The 25,538-nt window shown below is 47.0% G+C and carries 23 protein-coding genes and 1 pseudogene; 13 read left to right on the forward strand and 11 right to left on the reverse strand.

Going from position 1 to position 25,538, the window contains the following annotated elements:
• Positions 1–6: 6 nt before the first annotated feature.
• The 4 genes from LG272_RS07540 (at position 7) to LG272_RS07555 (ending at position 2,550) form a co-directional block, all read left to right on the forward strand.
• On the forward strand, positions 7–267 hold the full coding sequence (locus tag LG272_RS07540) for a lipopolysaccharide assembly protein LapA domain-containing protein (RefSeq protein ID WP_157980796.1): 261 nt from the start codon (positions 7–9) through the stop codon (positions 265–267).
• The gene (lapB, locus tag LG272_RS07545) at positions 267–1,424 is read left to right on the forward strand and encodes a lipopolysaccharide assembly protein LapB (protein WP_404407711.1); all 1,158 of its coding nucleotides are present in this window, start codon (positions 267–269) and stop codon (positions 1,422–1,424) included. The genes LG272_RS07540 and lapB overlap by 1 nt, the downstream gene beginning before the upstream one ends.
• Positions 1,425–2,123: an orotidine-5'-phosphate decarboxylase gene (pyrF, locus tag LG272_RS07550; protein ID WP_404407713.1), complete on the forward strand. Its 699-nt coding sequence runs from the start codon at positions 1,425–1,427 to the stop codon at positions 2,121–2,123.
• A 124-nt stretch (positions 2,124–2,247) separates the two neighbouring features.
• Positions 2,248–2,550: a helix-hairpin-helix domain-containing protein gene (locus LG272_RS07555; protein ID WP_126758742.1), complete on the forward strand. Its 303-nt coding sequence runs from the start codon at positions 2,248–2,250 to the stop codon at positions 2,548–2,550.
• Between the two features lie 46 nt (positions 2,551–2,596).
• Here LG272_RS07555 and LG272_RS07560 read toward each other — a convergent pair whose 3' ends face one another.
• Entirely contained in the window at positions 2,597–3,220 is a 624-nt protein-coding gene (locus tag LG272_RS07560) for a rhomboid family intramembrane serine protease (RefSeq protein ID WP_404407716.1), read from the reverse strand.
• 111 nt (positions 3,221–3,331) lie between these two features.
• On the opposite strand from LG272_RS07560, the gene ggt reads away from it, so the two are divergent.
• On the forward strand, positions 3,332–5,083 hold the full coding sequence (ggt, locus tag LG272_RS07565) for a gamma-glutamyltransferase (protein ID WP_404407718.1): 1,752 nt from the start codon (positions 3,332–3,334) through the stop codon (positions 5,081–5,083).
• A gap of 46 nt (positions 5,084–5,129) precedes the next feature.
• Here ggt and msrB read toward each other — a convergent pair.
• From msrB to metG, 4 genes and pseudogenes are all read right to left on the reverse strand, one after another.
• Positions 5,130–5,561, reverse strand: a pseudogene (gene msrB, locus LG272_RS07570) (peptide-methionine (R)-S-oxide reductase MsrB); the annotation flags it as partial.
• A gap of 18 nt (positions 5,562–5,579) precedes the next feature.
• Positions 5,580–5,951: a histidine triad nucleotide-binding protein gene (locus LG272_RS07575; protein ID WP_156266254.1), complete on the reverse strand. Its 372-nt coding sequence runs from the start codon at positions 5,949–5,951 to the stop codon at positions 5,580–5,582.
• Positions 5,952–5,995: 44 nt separating this feature from the next.
• Positions 5,996–7,186, reverse strand: coding sequence for a class I SAM-dependent rRNA methyltransferase (locus LG272_RS07580; protein WP_404407721.1), 1,191 nt, complete (start codon positions 7,184–7,186; stop codon positions 5,996–5,998).
• Positions 7,186–9,219: a methionine--tRNA ligase gene (gene metG, locus LG272_RS07585; protein ID WP_404407723.1), complete on the reverse strand. Its 2,034-nt coding sequence runs from the start codon at positions 9,217–9,219 to the stop codon at positions 7,186–7,188. Before metG ends, LG272_RS07580 begins: the two co-directional genes overlap by 1 nt.
• Positions 9,220–9,335: 116 nt before the next feature.
• Here metG and apbC point away from each other — a divergent pair, with 116 nt between their 5' ends.
• Together apbC and dcd are read left to right on the forward strand one after the other, a co-directional pair.
• The gene (gene apbC, locus LG272_RS07590; RefSeq protein WP_404407725.1) at positions 9,336–10,400 is read left to right on the forward strand and encodes an iron-sulfur cluster carrier protein ApbC; all 1,065 of its coding nucleotides are present in this window, start codon (positions 9,336–9,338) and stop codon (positions 10,398–10,400) included.
• A gap of 22 nt (positions 10,401–10,422) precedes the next feature.
• Positions 10,423–11,013, forward strand: a complete 591-nt coding sequence (dcd, locus tag LG272_RS07595; protein WP_126758749.1) for a dCTP deaminase — start codon at positions 10,423–10,425, stop codon at positions 11,011–11,013.
• Here the strand turns inward: dcd and LG272_RS07600 are convergent, their stop codons facing one another.
• Positions 11,014–13,671, reverse strand: a complete 2,658-nt coding sequence (locus tag LG272_RS07600) for a M14 family metallopeptidase (RefSeq protein WP_404407728.1) — start codon at positions 13,669–13,671, stop codon at positions 11,014–11,016.
• Between the two features lie 9 nt (positions 13,672–13,680).
• Positions 13,681–14,610: a uridine diphosphate-N-acetylglucosamine-binding protein YvcK gene (yvcK, locus tag LG272_RS07605; protein WP_404407730.1), complete on the reverse strand. Its 930-nt coding sequence runs from the start codon at positions 14,608–14,610 to the stop codon at positions 13,681–13,683.
• Between the two features lie 200 nt (positions 14,611–14,810).
• Between yvcK and LG272_RS07610 the strand changes: the two genes are divergently transcribed.
• From LG272_RS07610 to LG272_RS07630, 5 genes are all read left to right on the forward strand, one after another.
• The gene (locus LG272_RS07610) at positions 14,811–15,776 is read left to right on the forward strand and encodes a DUF4382 domain-containing protein (protein ID WP_241967934.1); all 966 of its coding nucleotides are present in this window, start codon (positions 14,811–14,813) and stop codon (positions 15,774–15,776) included.
• Between the two features lie 121 nt (positions 15,777–15,897).
• A complete protein-coding gene (locus LG272_RS07615; protein WP_126758752.1) occupies positions 15,898–16,335 on the forward strand; it encodes a DUF192 domain-containing protein in 438 nt (145 codons plus the stop codon).
• A gap of 13 nt (positions 16,336–16,348) precedes the next feature.
• The gene (locus LG272_RS07620; protein WP_404407733.1) at positions 16,349–18,016 is read left to right on the forward strand and encodes a M28 family metallopeptidase; all 1,668 of its coding nucleotides are present in this window, start codon (positions 16,349–16,351) and stop codon (positions 18,014–18,016) included.
• A 66-nt stretch (positions 18,017–18,082) separates the two neighbouring features.
• Positions 18,083–18,601, forward strand: coding sequence for a YgjV family protein (locus LG272_RS07625; protein WP_126758754.1), 519 nt, complete (start codon positions 18,083–18,085; stop codon positions 18,599–18,601).
• Between the two features lie 52 nt (positions 18,602–18,653).
• Positions 18,654–18,995, forward strand: a complete 342-nt coding sequence (locus LG272_RS07630; RefSeq protein WP_126758755.1) for a hypothetical protein — start codon at positions 18,654–18,656, stop codon at positions 18,993–18,995.
• Positions 18,996–18,997: 2 nt separating this feature from the next.
• Here LG272_RS07630 and LG272_RS07635 read toward each other — a convergent pair whose 3' ends face one another.
• The 3 genes from LG272_RS07635 to LG272_RS07645 form a co-directional block, all read right to left on the reverse strand.
• On the reverse strand, positions 18,998–19,522 hold the full coding sequence (locus tag LG272_RS07635) for a DUF2937 family protein (RefSeq protein ID WP_404407735.1): 525 nt from the start codon (positions 19,520–19,522) through the stop codon (positions 18,998–19,000).
• 68 nt (positions 19,523–19,590) lie between these two features.
• Positions 19,591–22,698: an efflux RND transporter permease subunit gene (locus LG272_RS07640; protein WP_404407737.1), complete on the reverse strand. Its 3,108-nt coding sequence runs from the start codon at positions 22,696–22,698 to the stop codon at positions 19,591–19,593.
• 3 nt (positions 22,699–22,701) lie between these two features.
• Entirely contained in the window at positions 22,702–23,847 is a 1,146-nt protein-coding gene (locus tag LG272_RS07645) for an efflux RND transporter periplasmic adaptor subunit (RefSeq protein WP_404407739.1), read from the reverse strand.
• A 136-nt stretch (positions 23,848–23,983) separates the two neighbouring features.
• Between LG272_RS07645 and LG272_RS07650 the strand changes: the two genes are divergently transcribed.
• Positions 23,984–24,427, forward strand: coding sequence for a hypothetical protein (locus LG272_RS07650; protein ID WP_404407741.1), 444 nt, complete (start codon positions 23,984–23,986; stop codon positions 24,425–24,427).
• A 1-nt stretch (position 24,428) separates the two neighbouring features.
• Here the strand turns inward: LG272_RS07650 and LG272_RS07655 are convergent, their stop codons facing one another.
• Positions 24,429–25,451 carry a zinc-binding alcohol dehydrogenase family protein gene (locus LG272_RS07655; RefSeq protein WP_404407743.1) on the reverse strand — a complete coding sequence of 341 codons (1,023 nt, stop codon included), beginning with the start codon at positions 25,449–25,451 and terminating at the stop codon, positions 24,429–24,431.
• Positions 25,452–25,538: the final 87 nt, after the last annotated feature.

Genomic DNA, 25,538 nt, shown 5'->3' on the forward strand with positions numbered 1-25,538 from the left:
AAGAATATGATTCGATTCATTTTTGTTAGCCTTCCTTTGATAGTTTTGTTCCTAATAGCCGTCGCCTTTGGCGCGTTGAATAAGCAGGTTATTGCGGTTGATTTTATCGTCGCGCAACAACAAATTAGTGTGGCAACGTTAACGGCGTTATTCTTAGCCGTAGGCTTTATTATTGGCCTTTTAAGTATGCTAGGTGCGCAATGGATGCTGCGACGCGACATTCGTAAACTCAAAAAACAATTGGTGAATTCTAAGAGCACTGCTTAATGTTAGAATTACTGTTTCTGTTACTTCCGGTTGCTGCTGCCTATGGTTGGTTCATGGGGCGTAATAGCGTTCGTAATGAGAACCGGCAAGAACAAGAGCAGTTTTCACGCCAATATGTCACCGGCCTTCATTTATTACTCTCCGATCAACCCGATAAAGCGGTTGATTTGTTTATCGAGTTATTAGATGTCGATTCCGATACCTTAGAGACTCACTGGGCTTTAGGTAAGTTATTTCGACGTCGTGGTGAGCTCGACCGAGCGATAAAAATTCATCAGAACCTGACCTCACGGCCGACTATCAGTGAGCAAGATCGCCGCCAAGCAATGTTCGAACTTGGTTTAGATTATTTAGCTGCTGGTATTTATGATCGTGCCGAAGAAATGCTATTGGCGTTGCAAAGCGATAAGCAGTTCCGTGAGGCCTGCCAACGCCATCTATTAGAGCTATATGAATCAACGCACGAGTGGGACAAGGCAATTAAAGTTGCGTTGAAATTGATGCGTTATGATCGCAGTGCTGAGTTGCTTGTCGCGCAACTATATTGTGAACTTGCCGAGCGGCAAAACGATACCGAGCATGCCGAAAAATATTATTTAAAAGCGCGTCAGCATGATCCGGATTGTGTTCGTGCCGCGTTGGCGTTGGGGCGCATGTGGTACAACCAAGGCTTGTATCGTAAAGCGCAAAAAATGCTAGTTGGTATTCTTGATGAGGACGCTGAATTTATTAGCGAGGCGTTGCCACTGATTAGAGCCTGTTATGACGAACTGCAAGACCTCGGCGGGCTTATCCAGTTTTTACATCAATGTGTCAAATCAGCCCATTCAACTTCGGCTGCGGTGATGCTGTCGGAAATGATAGCGCGCGAGAATGGCATTGAAGCCGCTGAACAGTTTGTGCAGAACACGCTGTTAGAGAATCCAACGATGAAAGGCTTTCACAAGCTTATGGATTTTCATATTCGAGCTGCCGATGTAGGTAAAGCGCGCGACAGTTTAAAGATGTTGCAACGTATGGTGCAACAACAGATGCAACAGCGGCCTAAGTATCGCTGTCGGCATTGTGGTTTTTCGGGAAGTACTCTGTATTGGCATTGTCCGTCATGCCGTACATGGGGCGAAATTAAGCCCATTATTGGGCTAGATGGAGAATAAATGAGTCAACAATCGTTAATTTTTGTCGCCTTAGATTATGCCAATGCCGAAGCGGCGAGGCCATTGATTGATAAGCTTTCGCCGCAGCAATGTGGATTGAAAGTTGGCAAAGAGCTATTCACTAGCGCTGGACCGGAGTTTGTGAGAGAACTTGTTCAGCGTGGATTTAAAGTTTTTCTTGATTTGAAATTTCATGATATTCCCAATACGGTCAATAAAGCCGTGCGCGCGGCAGCTGAACTCGGCGTGTGGATGGTGAATGTGCACGCGAGTGGTGGGCGGCGGATGCTAGAGGCCGCGCGCGATGCGGTTGCAGATATGCCAAACCGACCCTACGTGATTGCGGTAACGGTATTAACCAGCATGAGTGCTGAAGACTTGCAGGAAGTTGGTATTAATGTTCCTCCGGCTGAACACGTATTGAAGCTCGCTAAGCTCACTAAGGCTGCAGGGCTAGATGGTGTTGTTTGCTCTGCCTGGGAAGCTGAGGCTATTGCATCAATTTGTGGTGCTGGCTTCATACGAGTAACGCCAGGAATACGTCCTGTCGGCTCCGAGCAGGGTGATCAGCGTCGTGTGATGACGCCACCAGAGGCTGCGGCCTTGGGTATCGAAGTGTTAGTTATTGGTCGTCCGATTACCCAGGCACCCGATCCGCTAGCTGCGTTAACTGAAATACAGGCTTCTCTGACAGCGTAATCCGTTTTAATTTTTAGCACCGCCTTTAAATTCCTCTTAAACTCTCTCACGTGCACAATGAAATGATTGTGCACGTGCTAAAGCCTCTATTGATGCTTTTAATCTACGTTACTGAGGAGAGTTTATGTTACGGAAAACACTGATTTTCACTTCGATGGTTGCACCTTTGGTGATGCTTTCGCCGTTACAGGCGACTGCGATTGCTGCCCCTATCCAAGCTGCGAGCCAAAGTGCAGGCATTAATATTAATACCGCCGATGCAGAACAGTTGGCATATGCGCTAACGGGTGTCGGGATTAAGCGTGCAAAGGATATTGTTAAGCTTCGTGAGGAACTTGGGCAGTTCACGGATATTAATCAGTTGATGCAGGTGAAGGGTATTGGCCCGCGAATGCTTGAGCTGAATAAAGATCGGATAGTGCTTTAAACAGCAAAAGCAAAAGCGATATTAGCTATTAGATATTAGCTATTGGTTATTCGTTGTTAGCGGGTGGTCTCGGTTTTGAGGTGATCGAGGCCAAACGCTTTCGGTGCAAACGCCATGCGATTACGCCGCCAACCAGTCCGGCTAAATGGATATAGCCATAGTCTGCGCCAGCACTAAGCAAGATAGCGCTGTGCATAACCCCGATAATTTCAAGTAAAACCTTCAATACCAATAAGCCGATTGCTAGTGGCGATAACCAGTCGGTTCGAGCGTAGTTCTGTTGTGACCATTCTAGTAATAGGCTGGTCAACAGCAAACCATGAATCAGCGCTGATAAGCCGACAAAGCGCTCTGGTGTGCCAATTAGCCACACAACTACGATGCAAATGACGGTAATGACAATTACCGCGTTGAACCAAGTGCGAACGCTAAAGTGGTGTGCAAAAAAGAGCGTTACGAGTACCAGAGCTATTGCGTTTGTGACGGCGTGTGTTGCGTCAAGATGGAAGATGTGGGCGGTAAAAATACGCCATGGCTCTTGCCAAATAACATTAGCGTAGTAGTCATACTGGTCGAGTAATGAGCCTGTTTCGGCTTGATAGAACGGCAACCAAATTGCAATTACGGCAATAATTGCTGAGGCAATGATAACCTGAATACGCTCTGACATACGCGACCTTTTTATGATTGTTCTGATCTGCTTGAGCCCGTATGATAAGTGGTTATTCGCGTGGCTGTAAACCTTCAACAGCCAAGAATTCGCTTAACAAGGATAATAACAATGCGCTATTTGATGTTGTTCGCTGCGTTAGTCATTTCAGCGTGCAGTGATGTCTCACCATCCAAAGCAGATAAAACGACGGCTTTAGATCCTGAAGCTACGACCGGTTTTGTTGAGAAGTCGGGGGTTCAGGCTACGCAACATATGGTTGCGGCTGCTACCCCAGCGGCTGCCCGTGCGGGTGAGGCTATTCTTTCTGCTGGCGGCACTGCGGTCGATGCGGCGGTGGCAGTGCAATCCATGCTAACGCTCACCGAGCCGCAATCGTCAGGGTTAGGTGGCGGTGGTTTTATATTGTATTGGGATGCAGAGGAACAGCAACTGTACACCATTGATGCCCGCGAAACGGCACCGATGACCGCGACACCAGAGCTGTTCCTTGATGCTCAAGGGCAACCGCCAAAGCAATTTATGGATGCAGTAACCGGTGGTCGTTCAGTAGGGACACCTGGCATTCTTCGAGGGCTCGAATTGGCGCACCAGCGTTGGGGCAAGTTGGCGTGGTCTGAATTATTTTCTGAAACGATCGACAAAGCCGAGCAGGGCTTTGAAGTTGGCGAGCGTTTGGAAAAATTGCTTGAATTAGAACTAAGTCCAGGATTACTGCGGATGTCACCTGGCAAAGAGTATTTTTATCCAAATGGTGAAGCTTTGCAGGCTGGAACAATCAAAAAGAATCCAGAATACGCTCGTACCCTGCGTCTCATTGCTGAGCAAGGCGCGGATGCTTTTTATCATGGCGAAATTGCAGATGCCATTGTCGCGGCAGTACAACACGCGCCGATAAATCCGGGCGTGTTACAGCAAAAAGATTTAGCTAGTTATCAGGCGCTTATCCGTGAGCCGGTGTGTGCCGAATACCGTGTTTACGAAGTTTGTGGCATGGGGCCGCCGAGTTCGGGTGGCATTACTGTATTGCAACTACTTGGTATTTTGGAGAATTTCCCTGTCAGTGAGTGGGCGGTAAATTCTGAAACAGCGATTCATCATTTTACTCAGGCATCACGTTTAGCGTTTGCTGATCGTAATCGTTATATCGCCGATAGTGATTTCGTGGATGTACCGGTGACTGAACTCTTGAATAAAAGTTATTTGAGCGAACGTGCACGTCTTATTCAAGACAGTGATATGGGACGCGCACAAGCGGGTGTTTTTACGCAATATAGTTATGCCGACGATCAATCGCCCGAATTTCCGAATACCACTCATGTCAGCATTGTTGATGCCGAAGGTAACGTACTTTCGATGACATCAAGCATTGAAATGGGCTTTGGCTCCGGTGTTATGGCCGCAGGCTTTTTGCTCAATAATCAATTAACGGACTTTTCAATCATGCCAGAGGTTAACGGTGAGGCGGTCGCTAACCGTGTTGAACCAGGCAAGCGGCCGCGTAGCTCGATGTCGCCGATGATGGTATTTGATGCTGACGGTGCACCATTACATGCCGTTGGCTCACCTGGTGGCGCACGTATCATAAATTACGTAGCACAAACGTTGGTTGCCTTATTAGATTGGAATCTTGATATGCAAGCTGCTATCGATTTGCCGCATGTAACAAACTTAAATGGCGCAACAAGTTTAGAGAAAGGAACCGCCCTTGAAACACTTGCTGACGAATTGCGCCAGCGTGGTCACGAAGTGACGGTGCAAGATTTAAATAGCGGCTTGCACGGTATTAGCTTGCTTAGCGATGGCACCTTATATGGCGGTGCTGATCCGCGTCGTGAAGGTATTGCAGCAGGTAACCGATAGAACAGCGATTAAATCGGCGGCTAGATGACCTAGCGAGGTACTGTACTCAGGTAACGTACTTAATCCAGTCGCCGTAACCACGCGCTTCCATTTCTTCAAGGGGAATAAACTCAACCGCTGCTGAATTGACGCAATGGCGAGTTCCGAGAGGCAAGGGACCATCGTCAAATACATGGCCGAGGTGAGAATCTGCATGAGCACTGCGGATTTCAGTACGAACCATACCGAATTTCAAATCTTGGTGCTCGGTAACAGCCTGCTCGTCGATGGTTTTTGTAAAACTTGGCCAACCGCAACTGGAATCAAATTTATCCGCTGACGAATAGAGTGGCTCACCACTGACAACATCAACGTAGATACCACGACGTTTTTCATTCCAATAGGCGTTTTGAAAAGGTGGTTCAGTACCATCTTCTTGGGTGACGTAATACTGCATGTCAGTAAGACGTTGTTTCAACTCTTCAGCACTTGGCTTTTTAAAAGTCGCCATACGCAATTAACCAACTTGCTTAGGACGATTGTTGGCAAACGGCGGCCAGCCCATGGTAACACCGGCAAGTAAGTGCAAGTGAATGTGGTAAACCGATTGACCACCATCCTCATTGCAGTTCATGACAACGCGGTAACCGTCTTTCGCAAAGCCAAATTGCTGCGCTAATCGGGCTGCAACGATGTACAAGTGGCCGACTAATTCCCGATCGTTTTCTTCAATATCGTTGATTGTAGCAATACGTCGCTTTGGAATGATCAAAAGGTGTACCGGTGCCTGCGGATTGATATCTTTAAAGGCAAGACTCAGCTCGTCCTCATAGACAATTTCTGCGGGTATTTCTTTGGCAATAATTTTGTCAAAAATAGTTGTACTCATGCCATTCACCTTTTGATTTTTTAATTAACCATACTCTAGCGAAATCAACCGCGAAGTACCAATCCCTTCAAGTACAATGACTCAGGGAAGTTGGTTCGTACTGGGTGATCGGCGCCCTGAAACAGTCGTTCAATAATATGCATCGGGCGCTTCGCATCAAGCGCCGCATCGGCAACAACTTTCTGGAATAACTCACCAGAGAGCAATCCTGAGCACGAGAATGTGAACAGGGTGCCACCGGGCTTCAAAATCATACAGGCGAGACGGTTAATATCTTTATAGCCACGACAAGCACGCATGAGGTTAGCCTTGCTATCAACGAATTTCGGCGGGTCAAGAACGATCACATCGAATCGTTCGCCACTTTGATGAAACTTACGGAGTGCTTCAAATACATCTTCTTGCAAATTCGTCAGCGTGTCATTTGAAAGCTGGTTGCGCGTATGATTTTGTACGGCTTGTTCAAGTGCCGGCGCTGATACATCAAGGTTGACGACTTCTGCGGCACCAGCCGCTGCAGCGTAGAGACCAAAACCACCAGTGTAACTAAAAGCATTAAGAACGCGTTTGCCGGCAGCATACTTTTGAATGGCCGCGCGACTATCACGCTGGTCGAGGTAGTAACCGGTTTTATGACCACCTTGAATATCGACACCGAGTTGCAAGCCGTGTTCCTCAATCCATAAGGTGGCCGGTGGTAGCTCGCCGTTGTCGCTATGCAAGAGTTGCACGAGCGGTTGCAAACCTTCCTTTTGGCGCACATCAACATCCGAACGCTCAAAGATACTGCACACTGGAAAAAGGTCACGTAACGCCGCGACAATCGCGTCACGCCAGTAGTCAGCTCCGGTGCTGAGTAATTGACATACCAACCAGTTGTCGTATTTATCAATGGTAATGCCCGGCAATTGGTCTGCTTCGGCGGCAACTAATCGGTACGCATTACTTTGAATGTTGAGGCCGTCGCGAAGGGCTTTAGCCGCAGCAATGCGTTGTTTGAAAAAGTCCGCATTAATGGTGTCGTTTTGTTGAAAACTCCAAACTCGAGCTCGGATTTGTGACTGGGGTGACCATGCTGCATAACCCAGCCAGTCGCCGTCGGCGCTGTGTATCGAGACAGTTTCACCTGCCGCAGGGTTGCCCTTCACTCGGGCGATGGCGCCGCTGAATACCCAAGGGTGTAAACGACGCAATGATTTTTCTTTGCCTGCAAGCAGGTGAATAGTCGCCACCATTATTTCACACGCATCCCAGGTTTCGCACCATCATGCGGGTTAAGAATAAACAACTCTTCGCCACCAGGGCCCGCAGCTAATACCATGCCCTCTGACATACCAAAGCGCATTTTGCGTGGCGCTAAGTTAGCTACCATAACGGTGTGCTGACCGATGAGCTTTTCAGGTGCATAAGCCGACTTAATACCCGCAAATACTTGGCGTGTTTCGCCACCTAAATCGAGCGTTAACTTCAGCAGTTTATCAGCGCCTTCCACGTGTTCTGCGTTGGCGATAAGGGCAACACGCAAATCAACCTTAGCGAAATCATCGTAGTTAATTTCTGCACTAATCGGATCGCGTTCTAACTCGCCATTGCTAGTTGGCGCAGCGGCAGCCGCTTCGTTTTGTGCTTTTGAATCTTCAATCATGGCTTCAACTTTTTCCATTTCAATACGTTGTAATAGGGCTTTGAAAGGGCTAATTGCGTGATCTTTTAAAATCACCTGATGGCTGTCCCAGTTAAATTCGTCGTTTAAGAATGCTTGAACTCGCTCCGCCAGCGCTGGCACCACCGGTGTTAAGTAAATCATTAATAAGCGGAACAAATTAATTCCGATAGAGCAAATTTCGTGTACTTCGTCTGCTTTGGCTGGGTCTTTAATTAATTGCCATGGCTCTTTTTCAGCAATGTAGAAGTTTGCTTTATCAGCCAGCGTCATAATATCGCGCATTGCTTTAGAAAATTCGCGTTTCTCATACGCTTGAGCGATGCTTTCAGCCGCTGCTTGGAATTCATCCAGCAGGCTAGTATCGCTGATGGTTGCGGCCAGTTTACCGTCGAATTTTTTACTAATAAAACCAGCACAACGGCTCGCGATGTTGACGACTTTACCAACTAAGTCAGCGTTCACGCGTTGGGCAAAGTCGGTGAGATTCAAATCTAAATCGTCAATCCGATTAGTCAGCTTCGCCGCGAAGTAATAACGCAGGTAATCCGGATCTAAATGATCTAAATAGGTACGCGCCATGACGAAGGTGCCCTTGGACTTCGACATTTTCGTGCCGTTTACGGTAATAAAACCGTGCGCCCAGACGTTCGTTGGTTGACGGAAATTTGCACCTTTGAGCATGGATGGCCAAAACAGGCTGTGGAAATAGATAATATCTTTACCAATAAAGTGATAAAGCTCAGCATCGCTGCCAACTTGCCAGTACGTGTGAAAATCAGCTTTGCCTGTGGTATTACAATAATGTTTGAAACTACCCATGTAGCCAATTGGTGCGTCAAGCCAAACGTAAAAATACTTGCCCGGCGCATCTGGAATCTCAAAACCAAAGTAGGGCGCATCGCGACTGATGTCCCACATCTGTAGGCCTGACTCGAACCACTCGTTGAGCTTATTTGCCATTTCGTCTTGGAGTGAACCTGAGCGGGTCCATTCTTTGAGCATGTTCTCAAAGGCAGGTAAATCGAAGAAGTAGTGTTCAGACTGACGTAACTCAGGTGTTGCGCCTGATACTGCCGACTTCGGATTTTTTAACTCTGTTGGCGCGTAGGTTGCGCCACAAACGTCGCAGTTATCACCGTATTGATCGGTGGCACCACATTTTGGACAGTCACCTTTAACAAAACGATCGGGCAAAAACATTTGCTTCTGCGGATCATAAAGTTGCTCAATGGTTTTTGTTTTAATGTAACCATTGTCACGTAAACGCGTGTAAATTAGTTCGGCAAGTTCACGGTTCTCGTCACTGTGCGTTGAATGATAATGATCAAACGCCACATGAAAGTCTGCAAAATCTGCTTGGTGTGCCGCGTTCATTTCCGCAATCATCTGCTCTGGCTCAATACCAAGTTGCTGAGCTTTTAGCATAATCGGGGTACCGTGTGCGTCATCAGCACAAACATAGTGGCATTCGTGACCACGGAGTTTTTGAAAACGAACCCAAATGTCGGCTTGGATGTAGCCCAACATGTGCCCAATGTGGATAGGCCCATTAGCATAAGGCAATGCGTTGGTGACCAGAATTTTGCGAGTAGCTGTCGGCATGAATGTTTCCATTAATTCTGCGTTACTGAAAGGCTAGAAGTGTACCTGAATCAGCGCTGGCAATCCAGCCGAACTCACCGTATCATGCGGGTTCATGCCAGTTGTGGGAGAACTAAATGTTTGGTCGTTTTAAAAAATCAAAGAGTCATGGAACCGCATCATCCCAACCGCAACTTAGTCAGATGCTCGCACAAGTCAACCTTCCTCATTGGTCGCGTACCATTCCCGAAAACTGGGTGACAATTGACGGACAAAATGCACTGTTAACCGTACCATTTGCCGCGGATGAGCGAATTCTCGAGCCGCTCAAACAGCATTCAGAATTAGGGCAGTTCAAGTGGACGTTAAAACGGAATATTGCCAAGTTACCGAATTCACAACCAGAATTACCGATGACTTTTGGCAATGTGATTGTCGTATCATCAGGTAAAGGCGGTGTTGGTAAATCCTCTGTTAGTGTTCAATTGGCGCTGGCATTGCACCAACTTGGTGCAAACGTTGGTATCTTAGATGCTGATGTGTATGGTCCATCGTTACCAACCATGCTCGGTGGCCAAGAAGAAAAACTCGAGATTAACGCCCAACAAAAAATGATCCCGCATCAGCGGCATGGTATTTGGGTGAGTTCACTTGGTTATTTAACCGATACTAAAGATGCCGCAATTTGGCGTGGTCCAATGGCTAGTGCCGCGTTACAGCAGTTATTTCGCGATACCAAGTGGCCAAGATTAGACTACTTGATTGTGGATATGCCGCCGGGTACCGGCGATATCCAGCTCACCTTTGCGCAGAAATTACCAATCACCGGTGCCGTGATTGTGACAACGCCGCAAACCGTGGCATTAGCAGATGCCGAAAAGGGCATTACAATGTTTCGCAAAGTTGGCGTGCCGATTACCGGTTTGATTGAAAATATGAGTTATTACCAGTGTAGCCAATGCGGTCATCGCGATGCTATCTTTGGAACCGAAGGTGGCGCAAAAGTGGCGCAACGCGAGCAAGTACCGCTGTTGGGCCAGTGGCCGCTTGATGCTCGGATACGCTCGGGATTGGACGAAGGCAAGCCGTTAGTTGCCGAACAACCTGAGCACGAACTTAGCTTAATGATGAAGGACAGTGCTGCGCAGCTCGCTGCAGAGCTTTATCAGCAAGCCCAGACCAAGCCAGGTCGCACACAATAATAATGATGAGGACTTTCTTCGGATGCGTTTAACTGATGGACAAATTGAGCAATATCTAGATGATGGCCGCATTGTGCTTGATCCGCGCCCAGTGCCTGAAGATATCAGCGGCGTGACGGTTGATATTCATTTAGGTAACGAATTTCGAGTGTTACAAGACCATGCCGCACCATTTATTGATATTAGTGGACCGCGCGACGAAATAGACCGAGCAATCAAGTCAGTGATGAGTGAGGCGATTGTGTTAACGCCCGATCAAGCATTCTTTATTCATCCAGGCGAATTTGCATTAGCGGTAACTCACGAATCGGTAACGCTGCCGGCGAATATGGTGGGTTGGCTCGACGGTCGCTCGTCATTAGCGCGCTTGGGTTTAATGGTACACGTAACTGCACATCGAATTGACCCAGGTTGGTCAGGGCAGGTGGTGCTTGAATTCTTTAATAGCGGAAAGTTACCGCTAGCGCTAAGACCATTGATGAAAATTGGTGCGCTAAGTTTTGAGTTGCTCGAGGAAGATTGTTTGCGCCCTTACAGTAGTCGTAAAGACGCAAAATATAAAGATCAACGCGGCGCCGTTGCATCGCGCATTGGCGCCGATAAAAACGCTTAATTAACGTAGTGGTGTCGCGTGCGCGGCACCACCGAAAATCGCGTTTAATAACAACACATTCAAACCATCAAGATAAGCACGGTAAGTCGGCTCTTGGGTAAAGCTAATCACCATACCTTTCTGACGCGGTTGCCACATCAAATACGGCTTATATTGCAATTGCTTTTGGTTCTCAGCCCACAAGTAACCGCTTGCTAATACATCTTCAGAATAACTGACAATGTTGCGACCATTTTCAATACTCAGCGGACGGTAAATTTGGTTACCGACGGTGATGCTGACTAAGTTTGGTTTGACGCCAGCGCTTAACCAATGCTCTTGATCGACATCGAGGTTCGTTAGAACACCTGAGGTCCAGTAAGGATCGGCCGAATCAGGCGTAATGTAGTGCATCAATTGCGCTTTTGATTCAAGAACCATGCCGTCAACGCGCTTTTCTTTACCGTGACCTTTTGGATCGTCAGTAATAACTCGTTCTAACGCGCTACTTAGTAATTCGGAATCAACCGCCCACTGAGTTGAATTACCTAAGGTAATCAACACGCCGCCGCGCTCGACCCAATTGGTAAGATTGGCTTTGCCAGCATCGCCTAAGCTGTTGGCAAGATTGCCGTATACCGCAGGAATAATCAGCACTTGATAATGTGATAAGTCGGCACGCGCCATGTTTTCTGCACGCATTGCCGTTACTGGATAGCCAAACTGTTGCTCAAGAACAAAACGTGTATGGCCAGCGTTTAGGCTCGATACTGGTTCATCCCATAGCATTAAAACGTTCGGTGCATGGATACGTTTGGTGTTATTTGAACCGAAGCTTGGTCCTTCGGTTACCCAACTGCTATCAACACCATAAACGGTTGCACCAGTTGCTTCAGCGAGGTGTTCTACTGCGGCGTGAATATCTGGGTTCTCCGCGGTTGTCAAAATTAAACTACCCGCTGGATAGGTGGTGCCATTCTTGTGCTTAAATGCCATATCTGCACGCTTAACCGTATAACCAGCTTGCACCGCAGTGGTGAGGAAGCGACCTGCGTTCATGTCACCCCAAGGCACAATGAATGCAACTTTAGCGTCTTTATTGACGACTTTACCAGGCTTAATTAAGTCACGTGAGGCAACTTGGCTATCCGCATTTGGTACGCGGTTACAGGTTTGATAATCCACGTTGAACATCAATGGTAATGACCATGCGGTGACGTCGTAGATTTCGTCCGGTAAGTTATTGGCACGACGACGTTCTTGTTCTTCTAAAAAGTCGTCGTCCATAGCGATGCTTTTATCCAGCATGGTACGCACCATGTAATGTGCGGGCTGCGATGAATCGACCCAGAAACTGCCAGCTGGATAGTTGACGCCACATACACTAAAACTTTCTTGTGCTTGCTGTACTTCCACGCCGTGACGGGTTAATAAGCCCGCTAACTTTTGCGCTGCAGCAGCATCATCTTTGCCGGAGAACAGGTAGGTACGTTGTTTGCTGTCCTTACCAATTTCAATGCCTTGTTTGCGGTAGTTCCAGAAGTTAGCAAGTAGTTTCTCACGCTGTTGTGAAACACTTTCAATCGTCGACATTGAGGCTACGAAGTGACGTTGAACACCGTCACCGTAGGTAAGAATCTCGCCATCTTTGGTACGGAATACGTGACCACGGGCTGATGCCATTTCATAGGTCATCGAAATAGAACCATGGTAAAGCGGCCAACTGGCGCCGTAACCTGGATAGAACGCATCAAAAATTTCGCGGGTAAAGTAATCATAGCCGCGCTCATCGAACCAACGACCATTGTTTTCGCCAATTGCCCAAAGCGTTTCACGCTGTTTTGGGGTGATTAGCGGATTATATGGATCAGCTTCTGGTGTGAAGTAATAACTGGTATCACCGCCCATTTCGTGCAAGTCAACAAATACCAATGGCATATTTTCGAGCAGGGCATCAACCTGACCAGCAATTTCCGGTTGCGTTAAAGCTAACCAATCGCGGTTCAAGTCGAATAGATAGTGGTTTGAACGACCGCTTGGCCAAGGCTCATTATGCTCAGCAGAGTTACGGTCGGCACTATGTTGAATACCGGTGGTCATGTAATAGCGCGCAACAAAGCGTGCGCGACCATCAGGGTTTTGCATTGGGTCAATAAACACCAAGGTGTTATCAAGGTAGCTTTTGGTCTTGGTATCGGTAGCTGCCAATAAATGATACGCCGTTAGCATGGCCGCTTCAGGCGAAGAAATTTCATTTCCGTGTACGCCATAAGAGAGCCAAACACTGGCTGGTAGTGACTTAATCAATTGCTGTGCTTCTGAAGCACTTGTTTTATTTGCATTGCTGAGTTTCTGAATACCTTGTTGGTACTGTTCAAAGCCTTGCATGTTCTTGGCACTTGAAAGCACGACGAAAAATAAATCGCGACCTTCCCACGTTTTGCCGTAATTAATCAGTTTGACCTGACTTGGGTATTTCTCGGCGATTTGTTCAAAATAACTTTGAATAGCATCAGGGCTACTGATGCGAGATCCAGCCGGATAGCCGAGCAATTCGTCAAGAGTTGGTACCGCCGGATCATAATTTACATCCAAACCGAGCTCTTGTGCGTTAGCAGTGGTCGTCAACTGTAACGCCGCGGCAATGCAAGATACCGCTAAAAGTTTTTTAAAACGCATGGTTATTCCTCAACAAAAGTGAGTGACTGCGGCATTTAATGCCGCTAATAATGAACTTGGCTCGTGTCGCTGGGGGGCTTCTTGAGCGGCGCTGACATGATCAAAAACCGGTACTTGAAGCTGCTTATCGGGGTTATTGGTGATAACCGCATCAACCAGATTAAATCCAAGTTGATCGGTCATCCACTGCAACCGTTCACTCAGCGATAACTCACCCGCAGGGCTATGTTCAGCAGCTAGATTATCAACAAATATGACAGGTGCTTTACTATCTGCGATAGTTTGCGCAAATTCGTCCACCAGCAACGGCGGCATAACCGAAGTCAGAAAACTCCCAGGGCCGAGAATGATTAAATCGCTTCGACGAATATGCGCAAGCGCTTCGGGGGTTGGTGTTACTGGGTGTGACAAGCTGAGTTTTTTCGGCATCCGCAGCAATCCATCAACATGAAGTTCGCCAAAGCATTCGAGGCCGTCATAGGTCGATGCCACCAAATCAACCGGCATTTCTGACATTGGCAATAAGCGTGTATTAATATTCAATAAGCGACTTAATAATTGAATGCCGTCGAGGGGGCGCGCACTAATTTGATCGAGAGTATATAGAATTAAATTCCCCAAATTATGACCTTTTAACTCGTGATCTGAGCTAAATCGGTAGTTTAATACGTCGGCGGCAAGTGGATGCTGAGCGAGTTGTGACAAACAGTTTCGAATGTCTCCCCATGCGATACACTCATGATGACGGCGTAACAAACCGCTGGCACCACCATCATCTGTGGTCGCGACGATGCCGATCAATCGACGTTCAAGAAAAGATAACGTCTTGAGTACTCGCCCCAGCCCATGCCCACCACCAATAGCGGTCACGCATTGCAATTGCGCAATCGCATGTGGGGTCGGATCAACTGGTGTTACCTGAACGTAATGCTGGTTCATGTTAGCTTCATGTTGTTGTCATAATCTGCGCTACTTTAAGCGCTAATGCATACACAATCAATGTTTCGGCTTAGCTAAATGCTGTGTTTAGGTGCGAATATTCACTTAATTTCAGCAACGTAAAAGGTGGGTAAATAGTTAGTTACAGTGAGATACCTTTGCTATAAATACTGCAACTTTCATAGCACAAGAGGTGTTTTATGTTACTGAATCGTAAGTTAACAACCTTGGCGGCCGTCATTACGACGTCTGCCTTACTTTCTGCGTGTGGTTCTGATTCGAATGACTCGAACACCGCGATGTTTAGTTTGGGCGTGAGTGATGCGCCAGTGGATGCAGCGGATGAGGTATGGGCTTGCTTTCACAGTGTTGAGCTAGTGGGCAATCTGCAAGGCTCACAAACATTTACGATTGGCGAAGACACCAACACGATTGAAGCCAATGATGCCTGTTTGGATGCGGATGGTAATGTTATTCCGAATACTCGCGGTATTAACTTACTCGAGTTTACCGGTTCGGAATCAGAGGATTTGTTGTCTGGGGTTGAGGTGCCAGCCGGTACCTATGGTCAATTACGTTTAGAAATGGCCGAAGGCTCATACGTACTTGTCGGTGAAGAGCGCATCCCACTGTCAGTGCCGTCGAATGAATTGAAGTTCGATAGCTTTACGCTCGACGCCGGTAGCAACGTGGCGTACACAATCGAGTTCGATTTACGTCAAGCGTTGGTGAATCCGGTCGGTCAAGCTGGCTATTTCTTAAAACCACGTGGCGTGCGTTTAGTTGATAATATGGAAGTTGGTCACATTGAAGGAACGCTTGCTGAAGCGTTATTAATTGAGAACGACTGTACTGTCGCCCCGGCGGATACCAGTGAGCCAGTTGCCGCTGTTTATTTATATCCAGGCGCTGATGTCACGCTCGAAAGTATGGCAGATTTTGGCGGCACAGAAGAAACCGAAGCTTATGCAGCAACGTCGGTTCTATTTGACGGTGCGGCGGCATATAACTTCGAAATCGGATTTGTCGCGGCGGGTGACTACACCGCAGCTTGGACTTGTAACACCACAGATGACCCTGAAGCCGATGATGATATTGTGTTCATCGGTGCACAAAACGTTACTGTGGAAGCAGGTGAAACCGTTACGACCGTTACCATTGAGTAATTGAGATTGAGCTTTTAATCTCTCCCGTTGAGCCTCCTTCATTGGGGGCTTTTTTTTGCCTTTTTTTCTGGGGCTATTCAAGCGATACTAAAGGCAATTTAAACCAAGTACAGGGTATTTTATGAAAGCGATAATGCTAGGCGCATTGCTGCTGCCGCTATCAGGGATGGCGGCTGATACGGTCGAATTATGTATCGATGAGCACCCGCATCGTATTCAGGTAGAAATAGCCGACACGTTCGAGTCGCGAGCGCGTGGTTTAATGGGGCGTGAATCACTCGCCGAACATGCCGGTATGTGGTTCAAATATACCTCCGAGCGGCCCGCGACCGCAGGCTTTTGGATGTATAACACTTTGATACCACTCGATATTGCCTATTTAGACAGCGATATGAAAATTGTATCCATCATTACCATGGAACCTTGCCCGAGTATTGATCCCAATCGTTGTCCAGCCTATCGACCTGGCGTCCCGTATTATGGTGCTGTTGAACTAAATAAAGGTTATTTTGAACGCTTTAATATTGGTTTAGGGCGCAAATTCAAACAGTGTGAATAAGGAGAATTATAAAATGAAACACCTCTCGGTACTTGCTGCCGTCGGATTGATGCTCGCTGCATGCAGTCCGGCTGAGCAGAGCAGTACAGGCGAACAACCTCACGCAAGTGTAGATCCATATAGTTTTAACGAGAACTACACCAGTTACTTAGAAACTTTAAGCTCTGACGAGTTTGAAGGGCGTGCACCAGCCTCTGAAGGCGAAAAGAAAACAGTTGCATTTGTTGAGGGAAAATTTCGTGAATGGGGTTTAAAGCCTTACGACTCGGAACACAATAATTATCAACAACAAGTTCCTTTAGTACGTATGTTGCCAACCCAAGTTTCAGCAATGAGTTTTAGTGCAGATGACCTCGATTCGTTTGAGTACCGCACAGAAATGATGGCTTGGAGCCCGCGTGTGCAAGAAGACATTGAACTCGATAACAGTGAGATGGTGTTCGTCGGTTACGGTATTGTGGCGCCAGAATTTGGCTGGAACGATTATGAAGGTCTCAATGTTGAAGGCAAAACCGTGGTCATGCTCGTAAATGATCCTGGTTTCGATACGCAAGATCCTGAAGTGTTTAATGGCAAGGCGATGACTTATTATGGTCGCTGGACATACAAGTTTGAAGAAGCGGCTCGGCAGGGTGCTGCTGGCGCTATTGTTATCCACGAAACAGGGCCTGCGGGCTATGGCTGGGGTGTTATAGCCGGGGGCTCACCGATGCGTTTCGATTTAGCTCGCGAGAATAAAAATATGGATCGCGTGGCTATTGAAGGTTGGATTACTGAGGAAAGCGCAGACACCTTATTTGCGCGCCTTGGCAGTAGTTACCAAGAAATGCGCGAGGCCGCTCAACAACCTGATTTTAAACCGGTAACGTTAGACACGGGCATGTCGATTCGTGTGGCCACTAAGTTTGATTACCTCAACTCGCCGAATTTAATTGGTTATATTGAAGGCAAATCAAAACCTGAAGAACACGTAATTTATATGGCGCATTGGGACCATATGGGGGTTGACCCGATTAATCCTGATGACGGTATTTATAATGGTGCACAGGATAATGCGAGTGGTACTGCTGGGGTTATGGCATTAGCAGAGTTTTTCGCCAGTCAGCCACAACCAGAGCGTTCTATTGTGTTTGTATTAGTTACTGCTGAAGAGCGAGGCTTGCTCGGCTCTGATTGGTATGCAGATAACCCAATGCTGCCGTTGAGCAAAGCTGTTGGTGGTATTAACACTGACGTACTTAACGTTTATGGTCCAATGCGCGACATGGTTGTTGTCGGCCATGGTAATTCTGAAATGGAAGAATATCTTGCCAAGTACGTTGCGGAGCAAGATCGTTATATCGCTCCGGAGCCTACACCCGAAGCGGGTTCATTTTATCGCTCAGATCATTTCAACTTGGCGAAGCGCGGTGTACCAATGTTGTACGCGAAAGGCGGTAACGACCACATTGAGTTTGGTGAAGAGTATGGTAAACAGAAACGCGCGGACTATGTTCGTGACGCCTATCATAAACCAGCGGATGAGTTTGATCCTGAGTGGGATTTGCGCGGTGTGCAGCAAGATTTATGGCTGTACTACTGGGTTGGGCAGGAGTTGGCAAATAGCGATGAATGGCCAAACTGGTATCCAGGAAATGAATTCCGTGGTATTCGCGACGCTAGCGCTAGCGAACGCCAATAACTGACGTTAAATGTGAACGGTAATGAGACGATGATTGATCTCATTACCGTTTTTTTATGGTGATTTGTGATTTCCATTGCTGAATTATTCGGATTATTTGCGCTGATTGCGAATTTTATTGCCTACCGCCAAAGTACGGCAAATCGTTATCGCATTGTTAGCGCCTGTGCTCTTGGCGCACTGTCATTGCATTTTTTTATGTTAGGCGCAATTGCAGGGTGCGTTGTCACCGCCATTGCGGTTGTACGGAATATTATTGCCCTACGTTGGCGCGGGCCTCTGGTGCTGTGGGGCTTTGTCCTCGTTAATTTCGTATTTTTAGGTTGGGAGCTAACAACCGATGCGCCGATAGTGCCGCTATTGGTGGCGTACACTTCATCAATTATTTTTACGGTTGGCTCGATTGTGCTCAATGATCCGCACCGCATTCGGCAATGGTTTTTGCTAGCTGAATTGCTAGGTTTAGCTTATGCAATCATGGTGGGTAGCGTGTCGGGCACGGTGTTTAATATTGTGAATTTAACCAGCATCGTTCTTAAATTGTTACAAGATCATCGCCGCGGACGCTTGTCTGAACCAAATTGATCCCAATATAGTCTTAAAGAACGCGATACATTTACAATGAAGTGAAAAGACAATGCTGATATACATTCGACAGTGGCAGAACAAAATCAAACCGCAACCCGGAGCGAATCCATTTATTGTCGTGCTCAGTTGGCTACTATTTGGTTTGTTGTTAGTGGTTGGACTAAGCCTGGGTTTGCTAATGCTACTATTCGGTTGGATTTTGCTACTACCGTTGATGTGGCGTAAACGTCGTGAAATGAAACAGATGTGGCAATTCACCAAGGCAACTCGCCAAGCGCAACAACAAGCTCGTCGCCACTATCAACAGCAACGCGAGCAACAACAAAACCGCCAAGACAGTTCAGTTATCGAAGGCGAGTATCAAGTGAAGGACAGTGACGAACGTCGCTAAATTTAAGCGTGGCGTTGTGGCTGGTGGCGTTTACGTTGCCAGCGACGATAAACCAGCTTACAACCGCCGATACAACCATCGAATATGAATACCGCGAGTAGGGCGGCAATGACGCCTGAAAACACTGCCTGACGCGTTAGAGGTACGTTAAAGCTGTATGCACGCCAGGTGTTATCAACCATTTCACGGTTTGCTTCAGTCGCGACAAACCAAAGCTGTTTCAAATAGCCTTGTTGTAACTGTTGCTGTTCGTGGCGGTACAAATCAACACGCCGTATTAATTCACGAATCGGTACAGCCTCATCTTTAAAGACCGGGTTATCGCTTTCTTCGTGCATTTGAATCAGTGCATTCATATCGCCGTTTAAGTACTTATCGGCAATCTGTTGATACTCTTTGTAATACACCATTGCTTCTGTCAGCTGCGAATCCAATCGCTGCTGATATTGAGTGATAAAATTTGGTACCTGAACCCCAATCAATACAGCGACTAAAGCAATGGCTAAAACAAAATAACGATGCAGCATAAAAAAAAGTTGAGTGGCAGAACACCACTCAACCTTAGCACGTTCTTATTTAAGGCTGCTAGTCCCTATTAGTCCTCGTATGGAGGCTTGGGAGGGAATGTCCGTCGCACAATATAGAACAGGAGTGGAACAAAGAAGATGGCTAAGATAGTACCACCTAACATTCCTCCGATAACACCTGTACCAATTGCTTGACGACTTACCGCGCCTGCACCCGTTGATAATGCTAGCGGGAGCACACCAAAAGTAAAGGCTAATGAGGTCATTAGAATAGGGCGTAAACGTAAACGCACTGCTTCTAGTGTCGCTTGCAAAAGCTCTTTTCCTTGGGCTTGTAAATCTTTTGCAAATTCAACAATGAGTATCGCGTTACGTGCCGATACACCCACCGTCGTTAACAAACCAACTTGGAAATACACATCGTTCTCAAGGCCACGCATTGTAGCTGCAATGACCGCGCCAAGAATACCAAGCGGGACGACGAGCATGACTGAAAACGGAATTGACCAACTTTCGTACAACGCCGCTAAGCATAAGAATACAATCAGAAGCGATAGGGCATACAACAATGGTGCCTGATCGCCTGACGTACGTTCCTCTAATGAAATGCCCGTCCATTCAAAGCCTATACCTTGAGGTAACTGCGCAATGAGTTCTTCCATTTTTCGCATGGCATCACCCGATGAATAACCAGATGCTGCTTCACCTTGAATATTCATCGAAGGTACGCCGTTGTAGCGTTCAAGACGCTGTGGCCCGAAATCCCAATGAGCAGTTGAGAACGAGGCAAACGATACCATTTCACCCGTCGCATTGCGGACATACCACTTACCTATATCAGACGGGGTCATACGCGCTTCTGGAATACCCTGCAGATAAACCTTCTTCACTCGACCGCGATCGACAAAGTCGTTGACATAGGTCGTACCAAAAGCATTAGATAAGGTTGCATTAATATCGCTGATGCTTAACCCCAATGCTTTTGCTTTCTCATAATCAACGTCAACACGGAGTTGAGCAGTATCTTCGAGGCCGTTTGGTCGCACTCCTGAAAGCATTGGCTCTTCCGCAGCCATTCCAAGCAGCTGGTTGCGTGCTTCAAGCAAGCCTTCGTGACCGAGACCACCGCGATCTTGAATATATAAGTTGAAACCGCTTGCGGTGCCAAGTTCAGGAATCGATGGAAGATTGAAGGCAAATACCATCGCTTCGCGAATTTGCGCGAAATAACCAAAAGCCTGACCAATAATGGCATCAATTTGTAGCTCCGGAGACGTTCGCTCACTCCAATCCTCTAATCGAACGAACGCGAGTCCAGAGTTTTGACCTTGACCGCTGAAACTAAAACCAACAACTGAGAAGACCGAACGAATACCTTGCGCTTCTTCAAGATAATAATCTTCGATTTTGGTCATGGTTTCGCGTGATTGCTCTTGCGTTGCACCCGAAGGTAATTGCATTTGTGTCAGAAATACGCCGCGATCTTCATTGGGTATGAAGGAACTTGGCATGCGTGCAAACAAGAAACCCAATACCACGACAAGCCCGAGGTAAATGACGACAAAACGTACGCTTCGTTTAATAATCGATTGTACGGAGTTCGTGTATTTTTTCGTTGCACGTTCAAGGTTGCGGTTAAACCAGCCGAGAATACCTTTGGCTTCATGATCGTGATTGAGAGGCTTAAGTATCGTCGCACACAATGACGGTGTGAAGATAATGGCCACTAATACGGATAATGACATCGCAGAAATAATCGTTATCGAGAACTGGCGATAAACCGCACCGGTCGAACCACCGAAGAAAGCCATGGGCACAAATACGGCGGCCATAACGAGGCCAATCGCGACGAGGGCGCCGGTAATTTGTTGCATCGACTTAATCGTTGCCTGTCGCGGTGTGAGCTTTTCTTCGCTCATTAAACGCTCAACGTTCTCAACAACAACAATGGCATCGTCAACCAAAAGACCTATCGCTAGTACTAAACCAAACATCGTCAAGGTATTAATCGAGAAACCCAGCACGGACATGATGCCGAATGTACCAAGCAGAACGACTGGAATGGCGAGTGACGGGATGATTGTCGCACGCAGATTTTGCAAGAAGATGAACATCAAGATGAAAACCAAAACAACGGCTTCAAATAGAATTTTCACCACTTCTTTAATCGAAATTTCCACGAATGGCGTGGTGTCGTAAGGAATAACTAGCTCAACGCCTTCGGGGAAGAATTGCTCTAACTCGGCTAGTTTTGCCTTGACCGCTTCAGCCGTATCAAGTGCGTTAGCGCCCGTTGCAAGGTTGACTGCAAGGCCGCTTGCTGCTTGTCGGTTATAGCGTGCAATGGTGCCGTAATCTTGGCCACCGAGTTCAACTTCAGCAACATCTCCAACGGTGACTTTTGAGCCATCGCTATTGACGCGCAACAGTACATCTTCAAACTGTTCAACAGTTTCGAGCCGCGTTTGGGCGATAATCGATGCAGTAAGGCGCTGATTTTCAACGGCTGGTGTACCGCCAATTTGACCAGCAGCAACTTGGTTGTTTTGCTCACGAAGTGCCATGACTACGTCTAAGGTACTCATGTTGTAGCGAACCAGTTTATCCGGATCGAGCCAGATACGCATGGCATATGGCGCACCAAACAATCGGACGTTACCAACGCCCGGGGTCCGACTTATCGGGTCTTGCATGTTGCTTGCGATATAGTCGCCTAGGTCAATCTGAGTAATCTCTGGATTACTTGAGATGAGCGCTGCAACTAACAAAAATGAGTTGTTCGACTTAGCTACAACAAGTCCCTGATTTTGCACTTCCTGTGGTAATAAAGGCAAAGCAAGTTGCAGTTTGTTCTGAACTTGAACTTGCGCAATATCAGCGTCAGTACCAGCCTCGAAGGTGAGGGTTATACTCGCGTTGCCGGCAGAATCACTCGTTGATGAAAAGTATTTGAGGTTATCAATACCGTTCATGTTTTGTTCAATAACCTGGGTCACGCTTTCTTCCAAGGTCGCTGCTGTAGCGCCTGGATAGCTTGCGTTAATCTGCACTGAAGGTGGTGCAATTTCAGGATATTGTTCAACTGGTAGCTGCGTTACCGCTAGGCCACCAGCAAGCATGATGACGATAGCGATAACCCATGCGAATATTGGGCGATCGATAAAAAACTTAGCCATGATTTACTTCACTTCTTCAGTTTTTACAGGCATTCCAGGTTGAATTTTTTGCAACCCTTCAACAATCACTTGGTCACCTGCTTCTAAGCCATCCGTGACCACCCAATCGGTGCCGACAGTACGTTCTACTTGCAGATAGCGCTGCTCAACTTCACCTTTCGAATTCACAACAAAGGCAATGGCGCGACCGCGAGGATCACGACTGACACCAGTTTGCGGGGCTAGTATTGCGTTCTTTAAGTTACCGGTTCCAACTTCAGCACGAACATACATGCCAGGCAAAATTGCATGATTCGGGTTAGCGAGACGCGCCCGCAGTGTGATTGCGCTGGTTTGTGGGTCAACAGTCACTTCGTTGAAAAGTAATTCACCTTTGGTACTGAAGTTACTGTTTTCACCAACTTGCACGGTAACTTCCGCACGGTTTTCCGAGTCGGTTTCGATGCGACCGTCGGCAATCGCTTGTTGCAAGGCTAGGTAATCACTTGTACTTTGCGCAATGTCGACATAAATTGGATCAAGCTGAGTGATAGTCGTTAGCGCTTGTGATTGGCCAACACTTAATAGCGCACCTTCAGTTAGCTGTGAGCGACCAATACGGCCATCAATCGGCGCTTTAACTTGGGTATATTCTAGGTTGAGCTCGGCGCGGGCTAAGTTGGCTTGAGCCACTTTTAGTTGCGCTTCTGCCTGTAAATAGGCGGCTTCAGCTTCATCAAAATCTTGTTGGCTGATTGCTTTATCCTGTAACAACTCTTGGCTTCGTTCGAAGCGTGACTTCGTTGACTTAACGGCAGCCTGAGCTCGTGCGGTTTCAGCTTTTGCGCTAGCAAGATCGGCTTCGAACATGGCGGCATCAATTTGGTATAACTGTTGGCCAGCAGTGACCATCGAACCTTCCTCGAATAAGCGCTTTTCGAGAATACCACTTACTTGCGGGCGAACTTCCGCTACTCGAAATGCACTTGCACGACCTGGAAGGGTAGTGGTTAAATCAACATCACGTGTGCTAATGGTGACAACGCCAACAGTCATTTGCTGTTGTTGAGCTGCGTCTTGTGCGTTTTGCTCGGCATCGCCACAACTAGCTAGCAAAATAGAGCTTGCTAACACAGATACGAACAACGGCTTACGAAAACGTTGTTGCATGTAAATACCTCGTATTTGGTTAATGATTTTTAATGCCGCTAATTATACATACATTCATGTATGTTTGTAAGTGAAGGTCACGAATATTTTCGATACGTTCAATCTAATAATTAAGTGCAAATTATAGGTGAAGTTTATGACAAATCGCTTTAAACGCCAGATTTTACTTAGTGTTGGTGTGCTCGCGCTTGGCTTGTTGGCCATTGTGGTATATAGCCAGTTGGTGAAAAGTAACACGACAAAAAATCGTAACGATTTGTATCAAGAGTTACTCGAACGCTCTGGAAAATTAAATCGAGACTTACCACGACTGTTGGATAAACAGACTCGCTTCGAACGTGCAGAAGTTGTCAATTACGGTATGCGATTTATCTATAGTTTGGTGGATGTCGATAAGTATCAACACAATGTCGATGAAATTCGTCAGCAAATTGAGCCGGCAATGCAACAACAATACTGTGAAAGTGAGATGTTAACGTACTATCGAGAGCATGCTGAGTTTTTGCTGATTCGCTATTTAGATCGCAGTGAAGCACTGTTATTTGAATTGCGCTTCACTGGTGATCAATGCGCCACTTAAGCTAAGCAAGTGGCGCGTTGTAACCATCTAAAACGATTTTGCCGATAGTGCTGTGCGTTTCGAGTTGTCGATGCGCACGGATTAGATTAGCGGCACTGAGTTCACCGAAATGCTGGGTTTTTGTGCTGATAAGGCGACCTGCATCAGTTAGTTCGGCAACTTCATTTAAGATTTGGCCTTGTCGGTGCATGTCCGCCGTTTCAAATAACGAGCGAGTAAACATAAATTCCCAATGCAGTGCGATACTTTTTTGTTTCATGAGCTTAATATCTAATGGCTGCTCTGGGTCATCAATCAGGGCAAAATGACCTTGTGGCGCTAATAAGTCGACCAGTGCGGCAAAATGATTATCGGTATGAGTAAGGCTCGCAACATGCGTCACCTGTTCAATACCATGTTGCTTTAACTGAGGCGCCAACGCTTGGCTATGATCGATAACAATATCGGCGCCCATCTTTTTCACCCATTGCTGTGATTCGGGGCGCGATGCTGTCGCGATGGTCGTGAGGTTATTATTGAGTGCTGCCAACTGCAGCATCGCCGAACCAACGCCGCCGGCTGCGCCGGTTATAAGCAATGTAGCTGAGCTATCTACTGAGAGTGCAAGCCGGTCAAATAAAAGCTCCCATGCTGTAAGAAACGTTAATGGCATTGCCGCGGCTTCTGCAAAAGCCAGCGACTTTGGTTTTTTACTAACAATACGAGCATCAACTACTTGATACTGTGCATTACAGCCTTGGCGATTGACTGCACCGGCATACCAGACTTCGTCACCTTCTTTGAAGTCAAAGACATTTTCTCCAACGCTCAGCACGGTACCTGCGGCATCCCAACCAAGGATACCGATTTGACCCGTATCTGGCTCGCGCCGTGATCGTATTTTTGTATCAACTGGATTAACCCCAATCCCGTAAACTGCCACCAAAATATCGTTTGGTCCAAGCACCGGATCGGGTACCGTAGTGTCAATTAACGCATTTTCTGTATCAATCGACCCAGAGTGTCGATAACCAACTGCTTTCATGGTTGCGTCCTCTTTTATGCATAACGTATAAAGGTATAGTACGTTATTCTAAACAGACCAACTAGAGGAAGTCGCCATGAACTTTAA

This window comes from Pseudidiomarina marina, assembly GCF_044807045.1.
Classification (GTDB): domain Bacteria; phylum Pseudomonadota; class Gammaproteobacteria; order Enterobacterales; family Alteromonadaceae; genus Pseudidiomarina; species Pseudidiomarina marina.